At 67.0% G+C, this 14,302-nt stretch carries 15 protein-coding genes; 7 read left to right on the top strand and 8 right to left on the bottom strand.

What is annotated here, in order from left to right:
• Positions 1-35: 35 nt before the first annotated feature.
• On the bottom strand, positions 36-365 hold the full coding sequence (locus DBO33_RS27005) for a hypothetical protein (RefSeq protein ID WP_107657585.1): 330 nt from the start codon (positions 363-365) through the stop codon (positions 36-38).
• 514 nt (positions 366-879) lie between these two features.
• Here DBO33_RS27005 and DBO33_RS27000 point away from each other — a divergent pair.
• Positions 880-1,959 (top strand): NAD(P)H-dependent amine dehydrogenase family protein, encoded by a 1,080-nt coding sequence (locus tag DBO33_RS27000; protein ID WP_107657584.1) that lies wholly within the window; start codon positions 880-882, stop codon positions 1,957-1,959.
• Positions 1,956-2,444, top strand: a complete 489-nt coding sequence (locus DBO33_RS26995; RefSeq protein WP_107657583.1) for a carboxymuconolactone decarboxylase family protein — start codon at positions 1,956-1,958, stop codon at positions 2,442-2,444. Before DBO33_RS27000 ends, DBO33_RS26995 begins: the two co-directional genes overlap by 4 nt.
• Before the next feature lie 71 nt (positions 2,445-2,515).
• Here the strand turns inward: DBO33_RS26995 and DBO33_RS26990 are convergent, their stop codons facing one another.
• Entirely contained in the window at positions 2,516-3,211 is a 696-nt protein-coding gene (locus tag DBO33_RS26990) for a hypothetical protein (protein ID WP_159080562.1), read from the bottom strand.
• A gap of 63 nt (positions 3,212-3,274) precedes the next feature.
• Positions 3,275-4,831, bottom strand: coding sequence for an amino acid permease (locus DBO33_RS26985; protein WP_234391061.1), 1,557 nt, complete (start codon positions 4,829-4,831; stop codon positions 3,275-3,277).
• 158 nt (positions 4,832-4,989) lie between these two features.
• Here DBO33_RS26985 and DBO33_RS26980 point away from each other — a divergent pair, with 158 nt between their 5' ends.
• Positions 4,990-6,360, top strand: a complete 1,371-nt coding sequence (locus tag DBO33_RS26980) for an FAD-dependent oxidoreductase (protein WP_107657580.1) — start codon at positions 4,990-4,992, stop codon at positions 6,358-6,360.
• A 3-nt stretch (positions 6,361-6,363) separates the two neighbouring features.
• Here the strand turns inward: DBO33_RS26980 and DBO33_RS26975 are convergent, their stop codons facing one another.
• The 4 genes from DBO33_RS26975 to DBO33_RS26960 form a co-directional block, all read right to left on the bottom strand.
• Entirely contained in the window at positions 6,364-6,804 is a 441-nt protein-coding gene (locus DBO33_RS26975; RefSeq protein WP_267897896.1) for a nitroreductase family deazaflavin-dependent oxidoreductase, read from the bottom strand.
• Positions 6,805-6,874: 70 nt separating this feature from the next.
• Positions 6,875-7,267, bottom strand: coding sequence for an ankyrin repeat domain-containing protein (locus tag DBO33_RS26970; RefSeq protein ID WP_107657578.1), 393 nt, complete (start codon positions 7,265-7,267; stop codon positions 6,875-6,877).
• A 27-nt stretch (positions 7,268-7,294) separates the two neighbouring features.
• Positions 7,295-7,924: a UdgX family uracil-DNA binding protein gene (locus DBO33_RS26965; protein ID WP_107657577.1), complete on the bottom strand. Its 630-nt coding sequence runs from the start codon at positions 7,922-7,924 to the stop codon at positions 7,295-7,297.
• The gene (locus DBO33_RS26960) at positions 7,924-8,553 is read right to left on the bottom strand and encodes a flavodoxin family protein (RefSeq protein ID WP_107657576.1); all 630 of its coding nucleotides are present in this window, start codon (positions 8,551-8,553) and stop codon (positions 7,924-7,926) included. The genes DBO33_RS26965 and DBO33_RS26960 overlap by 1 nt, the downstream gene beginning before the upstream one ends.
• Before the next feature lie 127 nt (positions 8,554-8,680).
• Here DBO33_RS26960 and DBO33_RS26955 point away from each other — a divergent pair, with 127 nt between their 5' ends.
• The 4 genes from DBO33_RS26955 (at position 8,681) to DBO33_RS26940 (ending at position 12,919) form a co-directional block, all read left to right on the top strand.
• Positions 8,681-9,949 carry a glycosyltransferase 87 family protein gene (locus DBO33_RS26955; RefSeq protein ID WP_107657575.1) on the top strand — a complete coding sequence of 423 codons (1,269 nt, stop codon included), beginning with the start codon at positions 8,681-8,683 and terminating at the stop codon, positions 9,947-9,949.
• Positions 9,950-10,051: 102 nt separating this feature from the next.
• On the top strand, positions 10,052-10,246 hold the full coding sequence (locus DBO33_RS26950) for a con-10 family general stress protein (protein ID WP_107657574.1): 195 nt from the start codon (positions 10,052-10,054) through the stop codon (positions 10,244-10,246).
• Between the two features lie 66 nt (positions 10,247-10,312).
• Entirely contained in the window at positions 10,313-11,323 is a 1,011-nt protein-coding gene (locus tag DBO33_RS26945; protein WP_107657573.1) for a DNA topoisomerase IB, read from the top strand.
• 69 nt (positions 11,324-11,392) lie between these two features.
• Positions 11,393-12,919, top strand: coding sequence for an FAD-dependent monooxygenase (locus DBO33_RS26940; RefSeq protein WP_107657572.1), 1,527 nt, complete (start codon positions 11,393-11,395; stop codon positions 12,917-12,919).
• A gap of 159 nt (positions 12,920-13,078) precedes the next feature.
• Here the strand turns inward: DBO33_RS26940 and srmL are convergent, their stop codons facing one another.
• Positions 13,079-14,194, bottom strand: coding sequence for a PheS-related mystery ligase SrmL (gene srmL, locus DBO33_RS26935; protein ID WP_107657571.1), 1,116 nt, complete (start codon positions 14,192-14,194; stop codon positions 13,079-13,081).
• Between the last annotated feature and the right edge of the window lie 108 nt (positions 14,195-14,302).

Here is a 14,302-nt window from a genome sequence, read left to right as displayed (position 1 = left end):
GACGCGCGGAAGCCGGATGTTCGCCGGGTCGGTGGTCAGCCGTCGGCCTGGATCTGGGGGAAGGCCCAGCGGGCGTAGGTGTTCTCGGGTCGGACGGTGATAACGTCGCAGATCTCGACCAGTGGTTCGGCGGTGCCGTCCAGGTGCTCGAGGGTCGGTGTTATCAGCGCTTCGGCATCGTGGCGCCGAACGATGTCGCCGAGCTGGCCGAGGCGGTCGGCGGTGTCCGCGCCGAAGACCACGTTCTCGATGAGTTCGTACCCGAGTCTTTTAGCGAGACTTCGGATTTGCGTCTCGTCCCAGGTTTGCTGCGCACCCGAGATATCGTGCCGCACATAACCGAGTGCGGCTGGTTGTGTCGTCATCACCACCCTCCTTGTCGTGGATGCCACCCCTGGCGCCGTGGATAGCCTCATCTGTAAGCCCCGAGCTTCCTCAAACTTAACCGCTGTTCGGTAGGGGCGGTAGGGCTCGGCAAACGATTGGGGAACTTTTTGGCCCAAGTTCCAGACGGGAACGTCTATATGGTGCCGCCGATTGCCATGATGTGTTGCCCAGGAGCGGGATTCGTCGTTGTTTCAGCAACCGCCAAGCATCGATATCTACCTGAAAATGACATCGGTAGGCAGAGGCAAACCTGGCGTGGGCAACATGGAAAGTTCCTGGAAAAGGAGTCCGACCACGGTGTTAGTCAGCGCGATTTATCTGTAACCGACGGTTACAGATACTTTGAGGGGGGATTCGGTGGGTATGGCGGAGAGTTCACGCGGACCGACCGCACATGATGCTACCTGCTGCAACGATCGGGCGCTACGGCGCCCCTCGGGTAGGTTCGCGATTACGCCGTGAAACCGACCAAGCGCTTGCTACGCTCCCGGCATGATCTCCACGGCGGTGTGGGGCACCGGCAATGTCGGCCGGGCGGCCATTCGAGCCGTCGAGGCCCATCCGGCGCTGACCCTCACGAATGTGCTCGTCCACAATCCGGACAAGGTCGGGCGCGACGCGGGAGAGTTGAGCGGTCTCGACTATCAGCTCGGCGTCGCGGCCACCGATGACATCGACGCGGTGCTGGCGACGAAACCGCGCGCGGTCGTCTACGCGGCATCCGGCGACATCCGCCCCGATGACGCACTCGCCGACATCGTGCGGGCGATCCGCGCGGGCGCGATAGTCGTGACGCCCGCGCTGTACGCCCTCTACGACCCGCGCAACGCACCGGCGGAGATCCGCGATCCGGTGCTCGCCGCGATCGCCGAGGGCGGCGGCTCGCTGTTCGTCTCGGGTGTGGATCCCGGCTGGGGCAACGATGTACTGCCCTTGTTGCTCAGCGGACTCGGCGGCACCCTCGACGTGCTGCGCTGCCAGGAGATCTTCGACTACTCGACCTACGACCAGCCGGACTCGGTGCGCTACCTCGTGGGCATGGGTCAGCCGATGGACTACCAGCCGCCCATGCTCGCGCCGACGGTGCCGACCATGGTGTGGGGCGGCCAGATTCGGCTGATGGCGCGGGCGCTCGGCGTCGAACTCGACGAGATCCGCGAGACCCTGGATCGGCGACCGCTCGAAACCACGATCACCACCGTGTCGATGGGGGAGTTCGCGGCGGGCACGCAGGGTGCGGTGCGCTTCGAGGTGCAGGGCATCGTGGCGGGCGAGCCGCGCATCGTCATCGAACACGTCACCCGGATCCATCCGTCCTGCGCGCCGGACTGGCCCGCGCCCGCCGACGGCGACGGCGCGCACCGGGTGATCATCGAGGGTCGCCCGCGCATCGAGGTCACCATCGAGGCGACCGACGAGAACGGCAACCGTTCCGCGGGTGGAAATGCCACTGCCGTAGGCCGTTTGGTGAGCGCCATCGATTGGCTCGCCGCGGCCGAACCCGGACTCTACGACGCACTCGATATTCCACTGCGTCCGGCAGTCGGCAAACTCGGAAGGAAGAATCCATGATCATCGATGTCCCCGAGGGCAAGGACCCGATCGGTTACGTCTGGGGCGAAATGGTGCCCGGTATCGGGGTCGCCGCCGCCCAGTTCTCCATGGCGGTGTATTCGCACAGCACGCTCGGTCTGCGCGAATTCGAGGCCGCCCGGCTGCGGATCGCGCAAATCAACGGCTGTATCTTCTGCCAGGACTGGCGCACCGAACGCGACGGCGCCAAGGTGGAGCCGGAATTCGCCGACGCGGTCACCGAGTGGCGCAGCACCGAGGCTTTCGACGAACGCACCCGGCTCGCCGCCGAATACGCCGAGCGTTACGCCCTGGATCACCACGGTCTCGATGACGAGTTCTGGGCCCGCATGCTCGCCGAGTACACCCAGGTCGAAGTCGTGGAACTCAGCATGAGCATCGGTTCCTGGCTGGCTTTCGGCCGCTTGAATCGTGTGCTCGGTCTCGACACCGCCTGTGTGCTGCCGGGACATTCGGCCGCGTAGTAGCCGAACCCCGCACCCGGGCGGCCGCACCATGTTGTTCGCGGCAGCGTAGAGCTGGTATTCCGCCGGAGTTACGGCCTCGGCACCCAGGCCGGTTGACCGTCTACGAGTCCCGCCTCGAACAATTCGGGCGCGTCGACGACGGCCTGCAGGTGGTCGTGGGCCTCCTCGCGCGACAGCGTCGCGGGGTAGCGGATGTATTCGAGGGCCGCCGCGATCTCGGCCTCGAATCGATGCCGGAATTCGACGTCACCGGCGTAGGTCAGCGCGATGCGTCCGTGCCAGTCGATGTGATGGCTGCCGTCCGGGCGGCGCGTGAAAGACACCTCCTGGTCGGCCACGGAATCGTGGCCGAGCAAGTAAATATTGAACGCGAGATATTCGAGCTGATCGATATCGACGAGGGGTAGCGGATCGGCCGTCAGACGTTGCGGCGTCAACGATGTCAAATGGAATGGACTACCCGGTGTGGCGGCGAGAAATCCGGTGCCATCGTCCTCACCCCAGTAGGTGGACGACAGCGTGCAACTCCCGTAGTTGCACCACACTTGCGGCGACGACCAATCCGCGTCGCCCGCAGCACTTTCCGGTACCCCTTCGGCGCGGTACTCGGCCGACCGCAGGTGCAGGTCGAACCATAAATTGCCGTTCTCGTCGATCCGCCCGGACCACGCGAACTCGTCGATCGCGTGTCCGGCGGGCCACGGGTTTCCCGGAAACACAATCCGACCTATGGTCGCATTGTCTTCCGGGTCGATCCTTTCCATACTGTCGAACCTAGCGACCGGCACCGACAAGCCGCGAATCAGTAGTCGCTCCGAGCCGTTCATTCAGGCGTTGACCGCCGTTTCGTCGCCGGCCTCCGGCGCGTCCTCCACCGTGCGCCGGGGTCCGGTGAACCAGGTGCGCGCCGAGAGCACCCACCAGATGCCGATGGCGCCGACGACGCCGAGCAACGCGATCGGGGCGTAATTGACCGTGTTCCAGGTGAAGTCGCTGTGCCAGGGGTAGCCCCGGTCGTCCATCGGCAGGATGAACAGGAGACTGATCAGGGCGATCCAGGCCAGCGCGACGATACCGATCGGGCGGTACCAGCGGCCGAGTTGCCAAGGGCCGGTGCGGAATCGGGACCCGTGCACCTGGCGCAGCAGAATCGGTATGCCGTAGGCGATGTAGAGGCCGATGGTGGCCACCGAGGTGGCGGCCGCGTAGGCGGTCGGCGCGTTCTCGGCGGGCACCAGCATCGAGGGAATCAGCAGCACGAACGCGAAGACCGAGATGAACAGCACCGCGTTGACCGGTACCTTCCTGGCCGAAAGTTTCGACCAGAGCGCCGAGCCGGGCACCGCGCCGTCGCGGGCGAACGCGAACAGCATCCGGGAGGCGGAGGTGACCGACGCGTAGCCGCAGAACAACTGCGCGATCGCGGCGATGATCAGCAGCAGCCCGGACCAGAACGAGCTGAGCGAGTTCTCCAGGATGTAGATCACCGGGTAGCCGCTGTTCTTGGTCGGATCCAGCGCGTCGTCGAGATTCGGGATCGCGAAGGTCACCGCCATGATGAGCAGATAGCCGGCGATCGCGGACACCACGATGGTGTTGATGATGCCCTTGGCCGCCATCCGGGAGGCGTCGTGGGTCTCCTCGGACATGTGCGCCGACGCGTCGTAACCGGTGAACGTGTACTGCGCGTGCAACAGGCCGAGCAGGAAGCTGAACGCCACCCCGCCGAACCCGACACCGCTGTTGTCGATGGTCTCGGTGAACACGAAGTCGACGCTCTGATGGTTTTCGGCGCCGAAGGCGAGCACCAGCACGAAGATCGCCACGCCGCCCACGTGCCACCAGGCGGAGATGTTGTTGATCACCGCGGACAGGTGCGGGCCGATCGCGTTCAACACCGCGTGCAGCACCAGGATCACCGTGAAGACCAGGAAGATCGCGGTGCGGTCGGTGCCGATCTCGATGCCGATCACATTGAGCACCGCGGTCGTGAAGATCGCCGCCCCGTAATCGATGGCCGCGGTCACCGCGATCTGGCCGATCAGGTTGAACCACCCGGTGAACCAGCCCCAGACCGGCCCGCCGAGCTGCGACGCCCACCAGTACAGGCCGCCGGAGGTGGGGTAGGCGGAGGCCAACTCCGCCATCGCCATGCCGACGAACAGCACCATGATCGAGACCAGCGGCCAGCCCCAGGCCATGGTGATCGGGCCGCCGTTGGCCAAACCGATTCCGTAACTGGCCAATCCGCCGGTCAGGATGGAGACGATGGTGAAACTGATGGCGAAGTTCGAGAATCCGGACCAGGATCGGGCCAATTCTTGTTTGTAGCCGAGTTCGGCGAGCCGACGTTCATCATCGGACGGAGACGGTTGTTCACTCATGTACAGCTCCCGGATGTAAACACTGCCCTCACACAGCGTTTGCCAGAAGATCAGTGTGGAGTAAACCCGAGTCAACCGCATGGCAACCGGAATACCGCGCACAAATCGCGGCGACCCCCTCCGTTCGGCGACCGGCGGCCGGCCGTAGCGTGAGCCGTATGGAGCGACTGGTGGTCATCGGTGGTGACGCGGCCGGGATGTCGGCGGCCTCGCAGGCACGCAGGCTGAAGGGCGCGAGCGAACTGGAGATCGTGGTCTTCGAGCGCGGCCGGTTCGCCTCGTACTCCGCGTGCGGCATCCCGTACTGGGTCGGCGGCGACGTGCGCGAGCGGGACGCGCTGATCGCCCGCACCCCCGAGGAGCACCGCGCCCGCGACATCGATCTGCGGATGCGCACCGAGGTCACCGAGATCGATGTCGCGGGCGGCCGGGTGCGTGCCCGCGATCTCGACGCGGGCACCGAATCATGGACGCACTACGACAAACTCGTCATCGCCACCGGTGCCCGCCCGATCCGGCCGCCGCTGCCCGGCATCGACGCGACCGGCGTGCACGGCGTGCAGACCCTCGACGACGGCCAGGCACTGATCGACACGCTCGAACGCACCGAGGGCAAGCGCGCGGTGGTCGTCGGTGCGGGTTATATCGGTGTGGAGATGGCGGAGGCGCTGATTCAGCGTGGTTACGACGTCACGATGGTCCAGCGCGGCCCCGAGCCGATGTCGACGATGGACCCGGACATGGGTGCGCTGGTCCGAGAGGCCATGTGCGGCATGGGTATCGAGGTGGTCAGCAATGCCGAGGTGAGCGAGATCCGGACCGACGAGCAGGGCCGGGTCGGCGCGGTGGTCGCCGACGGCGTCGAATACCGCGCGGATGTGGTGGTGCTCGGCATCGGCGTGCAGCCGAATACCGAGCTGGCCCGTGCGGCGGGTCTGCCGCTCGGTGAATACGGCGGGCTGCTCACCGACCTGGCCATGCGGGTGCGTGGTCACGAAAACATCTGGGCCGGTGGCGATTGCGTCGAGGTGCTCGATCTGGTGTCGGGTCGCGAACGTCATATTGCGCTCGGCACACACGCCAACAAACACGGCCAGATCATCGGCGCCGGTGTCGGCGGCGGCTACGCGACCTTCCCCGGCGTCGTCGGCACCGCGGTCAGCAAGGTCTGCGACCTGGAGGTCGCGCGAACCGGCCTGCGGGAGAAGGACGCTCGGGCCGCGGGCCTGCAATTCGTCACGGTCACCGTCGAATCGACCAGTCGCGCGGGCTATTACCCGGATGCCGCGTCGATGACGGTGAAGATGCTGGCCGAGCGGCGCACCGGCCGGCTGCTCGGCGTGCAGATCGTCGGCCGCGAGGGCGCGGGCAAGCGCGTCGACATCGCTGCCGTCGCGCTCACCGCGCGGATGACGGTCGAACAGATGACCGCCCTCGATCTCGGCTACGCGCCGCCGTTCTCCCCGGTGTGGGACCCCGTCCTGGTGGCCGCCCGCAAGGCGGTCAGCGCGGTGCGCGAGCGCGGATAGCGCTCAGGCCGCGCTGCGGTACACCGCGAACACCGGGATCACCCGCGACGTCTTCTCCTGGTATTCGGCGAAGCCCGGCATGATCTCGACCATCCTGGCGTAGAGCTCGTCGCGCTCGGCACCCGAGACGAGTTCGGCCTTCGCTTCGTACCGTTCGGTGCCGATCTCGACGGTGAGATCGGGATTCGCGCGCAGGTTGTGGTACCAGGCCGGGTGCTTGTCGTTGCCGCCGTTGGAGGCGATGAGCACGACCCGGTCGCCGTCGGGCAGGTAGACCAGCGGGTTGGTGATGCGCCGTCCGGACTTGGCGCCGGTGGTGGTGATCAGCACCATCGCCGCGCCCTCGAACATGCCGCCGACCTTGCCCGCGTTGGCGCGGAACTCATCGATCACCTGCTGGTTGAAGCTCTTCGGTTCGGAGTCGGGGCTGTGGGGATCGGACACGTCATTGCCTCCAGTGGTTGCGTTTTCACGGGCAGCAACCATGAAGTGCGCGGCGAAATTCCGCCGGTGGTCAGTAGTCGGCGAAGAGCTCCAGGAGTTCGGGTTTGCCGAACATCAACGCGGCGTCGCGGGCGGACGGGGAGCCCTGGTCCGGGTCGGCGCCGGATTCGAGGAGCAAGCGCGCGATCTCGTTCTCGCCCTTGAAGACCGCGCCGGCCAACGGGGTCTGCCCCTTGTCGTTGGCCTTGGTCGGGTCGGCGTCGCGGTCGAGCAATGCGGCGACCGCGTCGCGATGGCCGTGGTAGGCGGCGAGCATGAGCAGGGTGTCGCCCGCGTCGTTGGTCAGGTCCGCGGGCACCCCCGCGTCCACGTACGTGGCCAGCGCGGCGGCGTCACCCTGGCGCGCGAAGTCGAACACCTTGGTGGCCAGCTCGAGGAGTTCGGGGTCCATGTCAGCGTCCATCCGCCCTTCCTACCAGGCCCCGGCGACTCATTTCGACGTCGCGCGTTTCCCCATTTCGGCCCGGACCTTCTTCAGATCGTCGACGAACGCCGCATAGGCCTCGGCCCGGTCCGGCGCACGCAGCACCGCCGAGGGGTGCACGGTCGCGATCGCCCGGTAGTCGGGCCGCGAAACGACCTCGCCGCGTTGCTGACTCACCTTGAACGCCGGATCGATCACCGCCTGCGCGGCGACCGCACCGAGACACACCACCAGTCGCGGGCGGATGAGCGCCAGTTCGGCGTTGATCCAGGCCGAGCAGGCGACGATCTCGGTACGGCCGGGCGTTTTGTGGATCCGCCGCTTGCCGCGCTCGACGAACTTGAAGTGTTTGACGGCGTTGGTCAGATAGACGGTGTCCCGGTCGATGCCCGCCTCGTCGAGCGCTTTGTCGAGCAGGTGCCCGGCGGGGCCGACGAACGGGTGACCCTGCCGGTCTTCTTGATCGCCGGGCTGCTCGCCGACCACCACCACGGACGCGTCCGGGGGACCCTCGCCGAAGACGGTCTGCGTCGCGTTCTGGTAGAGATCGCACCCGCGGCAGTGGCAGGACGCTTCTTGCAGGGTCGACAGGTCCGCGGTGTCGGGAACGAACTCGGCGGCACCCGGGGCCTTCATCACGCCTCCTGCGACTCGCGCGAGTAGGGCGGATACACCTCGGCGCGTAGCAGCCCGGCCAGATGCGCGGCATTGCGGGCGACCGCGGCGGTGGTGCTTTCGACGGACTCCGGGACCTGGTACAGGTCCTTGTAATCGACCGTGCCCATCGCCTGCCCGTTCCAATAGGTGCCGCCCTGTGCGGGAATGGTGAAGCCGATGTCGTTCAGCGCCTGGAACAGATCCGCGATGATCTTGTGCGCGCCGTCCTCGTTGCCGACCACGGCGGCGATGCCGACCTTGCCGACCATGCTCGGCCTGCCCTCGTCGTCGGTCTCCGACAGCTCCGCGTCCAACCGCTCCAGCACGCGCTGCGCCACCGAGGACATGTGCCCGACCCAGGTCGGCGTCGCCATCAGCACGATGTCGGCGGCGGCGATCATCTCGCGCAACGTCGGCCACGCGTCGCCGTCGCCCTCGTCGGCGGTGACGCCCGGACGCACGTCGTAGTCGACCACTCGCACTACGCGCCCGCCCACTCCGTGTCGCTCCAGCTCGTCCATCACCTGCCCGGCCAGCAGTTCCGTGCTCGACGATTCGGGTGATTTCTTCAAACTGCACACCAGCGCTACGGCCGTCAACGCGGTCATCGGGTCGACCTCCTTCGGTTGGGGGACTGCTGTCGACGTACCCGTTTCGGTCGAGCTCACTCCATCGGCCGTCGAAGGCCCTCCCACCTGGTGTACCGGAGGCGATAGGTCGGTATAGTCGCCGCGGATGAGTAGTGTCGCCACCCACGTTGAGCCGGAAGCCAAGAATCGTCGACTCGGCGTCGCGATGTGGCTGGCACCGGTGCTCTGTATCGCGTTCGCCGCGTTCTGTCTGCTGCTGCCGACCTGGCCGTTCGACAAGATCACCGGCGGGTTCATCGACCTGCAGGTCTATCGCCTCGGGGTGGACGCGCTACGGCACGGCAACGACATGTACGGACAGCTGCCGCAGACCACCATCGGCGCCGGACTGCCGTTCATCTATCCGCCGTTCGCCGCGCTGGCGCTGAGCCCGTTCGCGCTGCTGCCGTGGACCGCGGCCGCGTTCACCTTCTTCGTCTCGTCGGTGGCCGCGCTCGGGGTGACCCTGTACCTGGTCGCGCGGCGGGTATGGCCCGGTGCGGATCAGCGCAAGCTGGTGCTGATGGTGACCGGGTGCGCGACACCACTGGCCCTGCTGCTGGAGCCGGTGCACTCGACGCTGGGCTTCGGTCAGGTCAATCTGCTGCTGATGGCGTTGGTCGCGGCCGACTGCCTCGCGATCAAACCGCGCTGGCGCCGCGGCATGCTGATCGGCATCGCCGCGGCCATCAAGCTGACCCCGGCGGCATTCGTGCTGTATTTCCTGGTGCGCAAGGACTATAAGTCGGCGGCGACGGCCGCGGCGACCGGCGCGGCCGCGACGCTGATCGGCTTCGCCGTGCTGCCGCGCGACTCGGTGAAGTACTGGTTCGGCGGCATGGGCAATGTGTCCGGGTTGAGCGGATCGGCATTCCATACCAATCAGTCGATTCAAGCGGTGCTGGCCCGGTTGCAGGTGCCCGAGCCCGCGTTCACCGCGCTGTGGCTGATCCTCGGCGCCGTGCTGCTGGTGCTCGTGGTCGCGGCGATGCGGCGCGCGGTCGACTTCCCGCCGCTCGCGCTGGCCATCAACGCGGTGTTCACCCTGCTGCTCTCGCCGATCTCCTGGTCGCACCACTGGGTGTGGATCGCCCCGGCATTGCTGGCCACCATCGGTTACGCCACCCGGCTGCCGCGTCGTCAGGCGATCGGCTGGTCGGTGACCATCGCCGTCATCACCGCGGTCTTCGTGTACGGCCCGCAGAACTGGCTGCCCGACGGCGAACATCGTGAAACGCAATGGACGCCATGGCAACACATCATCGGCAACACCTATGTGTGGTTCAGCGTGCTGCTGGTCGCGCTGTATTTCGTGTCGGGTCGCCGGGCCGCGCGGGCGCCCGCGCCGACCCCCACGCTGGTACCCCAGCACTGAAATTCCGACCCCCTAGTGTTTGCTGCCGAGATCCCCGGGTAGGGCCGTCAGTGACGGCAAACCAGCCGTCGCCGACAAGTACTCGAGGCAAGGAGGGATTGCATGGCAGCCCAACGTGGTTTCGCCGCCATGGATCCGGAGCAGCAGCGCAAGATCGCCAGCCAGGGTGGCAAGGCGAGTAGCGGCAGCTTCGACAACGACCCCAAGCGCGCCAGCGAGGCGGGCAAGAAGGGGGCGGCGGCCCAACCGGTCGCGGCCAAACGTCTCGGCGGCGAACGCAGCCACCTGAACCGATAGCACGACAACAGCCGATGGGCGAGGCGACTGCCTCGCCCATCGGCCGTCCCCAGCCGAGGATGCCCGATGCGCCTACGCCGCAGCACTGTGTACGGCCCCGGCCTGACCCGAGTCAGACGCGGCCGCGGATTCTCCTATGCCACGACCGACGGCGAAGCGGTGACCGACGCGGAAACCCTCGACCGCATCAAAGCCCTGGTGATCCCGCCCGCGTGGCGCAAGGTGTGGATCTGCCCGCACGCCAACGGTCACGTCCAAGCGGTGGGCATCGACGCGGCCGGTCGGCGGCAGTACCTGTACCACGAGCAATGGCGCAAAGAACGCGACGAGGAGAAGTTCGACCGGGTGCTCGAACTCGCCGCCCGGCTGCCCGAGGTACGGCGGCAGGTCAGGGCGGATCTGGGGGAGCGGGGGCTGAGCAAGCAGCGCGCCGAAGCGGTGGCGATCGATCTGCTGGACCGCGGCGTGTTCCGGGTGGGTGGCGAGGAGTACGCGGAGGAGAACGGGACCCGCGGAGTCGCCACGCTGCTGCGCGAGCAGGTACGGCTCTCCGGTGACGAGATGCTGTTCGACTACCCCGCCAAGGGTGGCATCCGGCGGCGGGTGCGGATCAGGGAACCGTTGGTGGCCAATGCCATTCGGGCCATGCGGCGTTGCCCGGCCGAGTCGTCGCGGTTGCTCGTCTATCGGAACGGGACCGGTTATCGCGAACTGCACGCCGACGACGTCAATCTGCGGTTCAAGGAACTCGCATGCTGCGAATGCAGCGCCAAGGACTTACGCACCTGGCAGGCAACGGTATTGGCGGCGGCGGACTTCGCCACGGCCGAACGGCCCGAGTCGAAACGCGGTCGTAGAGCGGTGGAGAAGAAGGTGATGGAGGACGTCGCGGCGGCACTGGGGAATACGCCGACTGTCGCGCGTAACTCCTATGTCGACCCGCGGGTGGTGACCGCCTGGGAGAACGGTTCGACCATTGCCGCGGCGTTGCGTCGGGCACGGAACGCCGATTCCGAAGATGAGCAGCGGGAGTTGGTCGACCGGGCGGTGATTCGGCTGTTGCGCAAGGTGAAGTGATTACGTCGTCCGACGCGGCGCAAGTGCCGTGCAAGGGCGGCGCAATCGACGCGCGGCACTGTCGGATCCATGGACGAGACATACGACGTGGTGATCGCGGGCGCCGGGCCCGTGGGATTGATGCTGGCCTGCGAACTCCGGCTCGCCGGGGTGGCTGTGCTGGTGGTCGAGCGGCTGGACGAGATCGATCCGACGATGAAGGCCGGTGGGATCAATGTGCCTACCGCGCAGGCGCTCTACCGGCGTGGGCTGCTACCGGAACTCGTTGCCGAAAGTGCGCGGATGCGCGACCAGATGGCACGATTCCTGACGCCAGGCAGTGAGTCGGCCGAGAAGCCGATAGCGCCGCCGTTTCTCGGGCATTTCGCGGGCATCATGATCGGAGTCGGCCTCGTCGACTTCGACCATTCCTCGTTCACGGATCTCGGCCCGGCCGCCGAGGTCTACCTGGTGACGCAGCAGAGCATCGAGGCCCTGCTCGGGCGACGGGCCGACGAGTTGGGTGTCATCGTGCGGCGTGGGGTCGAGCTCACCGATTTCGCGGACGACGGCGACGGGGTCACGGTTCGCCTCGGCGACAACACTGTTCGCGCCGGCTGGCTGGTCGGTTGTGACGGTGGGCGCAGCATCGTGCGCAAGCTGGCCGGCTTCGACTTCCCCGGCCTCGACCCGGAGCTGACCGGGCATCAGGCCATCGTCGAGATGACCGGGGCCGAAGGGCTGAATCCGGGCTGGACAACGACCGACACCGGAATCTATGTGCACGGTCCGGTACCGGGCCGGATTCTCACCGTGGAGCTCGACGGGCCGCCCGCCGATCGTGATGCGCCGATCACGGCGGCGGAGTTGCAGGCGAGTCTGCGCAATGTGTCCGGTGTTCCGGTGGAGATCACCGCCGTGCACTCGGCCACCCGGTTCACCGACAACACCCGTCAGGTCACCGAATACCGGAAGGGACGGGTGCTGCTGGCAGGCGATGCGGCGCACGTGCATTCACCGTTCGGCGGGCAAGGACTCAACCTCGGGATCGGTGACGCGGTGAACCTCGGCTGGAAGCTGGCCGCGGTGGTGCGCGGGTGGGCGCGGCCGGATCTGCTCGACACCTACACCACCGAACGGCATGCGATCGGGGCGTGGGTGCTCGACTGGACCCGGGCTCAGGTGGCGTTGATGCGCACCGACCTGCGCAGCAGGAAACTGCGGGAGGTGATGACGGAACTCCTTGCCACGCGGGACGCGGCGACCGTCATCTTCAAGAAGATCTCCGGCGTGCTGCATCGTTATGACCTGGGTGGCGGGCACGAGCGCGTCGGTGCGGTGGTCCCTGACTTCGAGTTGTCGGATGGAACCCGGCTCGGCAGGCACTTTACCGACGGTGCTGCGGTGTTGTTCGATCTGGCTGATTCCGCGGAACTGCGTGCAGCGGTGGCACCTTGGGCGTCGCGGGTGCGGGTGGTCACGGCGAAGGCGGTCGAGCCGGGGGATTTGACGGGGATGCTGGTTCGTCCGGATGGGTTCGTGGCATGGGCGGCGGATGGGGGAAGCTCGGCCGGGCTGGAAGCGGCGCTGGGTCGGTGGTTCGGCGCTGTGGGGTAATGCCGACGAGCGGCATCGCCGCAGAGGCCGGAACCCCTTGCCCCAGAAGGGGTTCCGGCCCATCGATTACTTCATTTCGTTGAGTTTCTCCACGTTAGCAGCACTTCGGGTCGGCCGACAGACCTGACATGCGGCCGGAATTGGGCCGGTGTATCGCGTTCATGCCAGCTCCAGTTGGGGGCCGATATGGATGGCGAGGTACACCTCGTTGCGGAGTGCGTTGGCCTCCTCGTCGGTGAGCGTGCGCGCCAGCGGCCGGAGAACCAGCCGCACAACGGCATTCGTCTGTCCGGGCACGATGCCGAGTCTGTCCCTGGCCTTGTCGGAGAGCTCGGCCCAGGGTGTCCGGGCGGTGACGAGCACCGACTCGATGTCGTCGGCCCGATCGTGCAGCACCTTTCGCACGGTGTCGCCGAGGGTTTCGTCGTCGGTGCCGTCGGTGATCACCACCGACAGGTCGCGGCGGATCGGCGGCAGGGTGGAGACCGGCCGCCACGGGGACAGGTCTTGCAGCTGGTCGGCGATGCGTGGGTTATCGGATCGCAGGTAGCGGATATCGGGTATTCCCTTGCGCAGCATGAGGGCTCGGTCCATGCCCAGGCCGAGCGCGGTGCCGGACCAGCGGGCGGGATCGAGCCCGGCACCGGCCAGGACGTGGTCGGCGATAAGCCCGCATTCGGCGAGTTCCAGCCACTCCGTGCCGAGGCGTACGTCCACCTGCCTGCCGAGGGCGGTGTAGGGGTGCCGGGCCGGCGTGGTGCGCCACTCGGCGCCCGGTAGCACGGCCGCCACCAGGTGCGCGACCATCTCGCGGACGTGGTGATCGCCGGTGTCCGGGCTCGATCGGAGCCGCCACAGATCGACCTGATGGGGTTCGCCCACATGGATTCGGTCGACGACGTCCCTGCGGTAGACCAGGCCGGGCACCACGATCAGGTCGTCTACCTCACCCGACACCTCGGCGTAGCGCCGTAATGTCGCGGGGATGTCGGCGGTGGTGTGACTCCGCAACATCGTGGTCGGGCTGACGTATCGGGTGTAGCGCGCGTCCCGGGTGACGTCGGCCGGGTCGTAACCGAGCTTGTCGTAGTTGTCGACGACGGCGACGAGCGGCGAGTTGCGCACGACGCGCACCTTCGACGCCCACGCATCGGCCAGCGCGCGCACCATCGCCTCCAGCAGCGCCTGCATGGCGTGTGGCCCCTGCGTGGGGTCGCTGAGGTCGCGCACCGTCAGCGCGCGCGACAGATCGAGTGGAGTGAGATAGGCAGGCATGAGTAATTCCTTTGGTAGCCAGTCGGATTCGGTGAAACCCCCGAACCGGCGACGGCCACAGGAACTACGTGCGCGAACGCACGCGGCAGACCCCGTGGCCGACTGACG

The sequence above is a fragment of the Nocardia suismassiliense genome (assembly GCF_900269665.1).
Taxonomy (GTDB): Bacteria; Actinomycetota; Actinomycetes; order Mycobacteriales; family Mycobacteriaceae; genus Nocardia; species Nocardia suismassiliense.
Note: the sequence above shows the minus strand (reverse complement) of the source record. Positions and strands in the feature narration are given on the sequence as shown.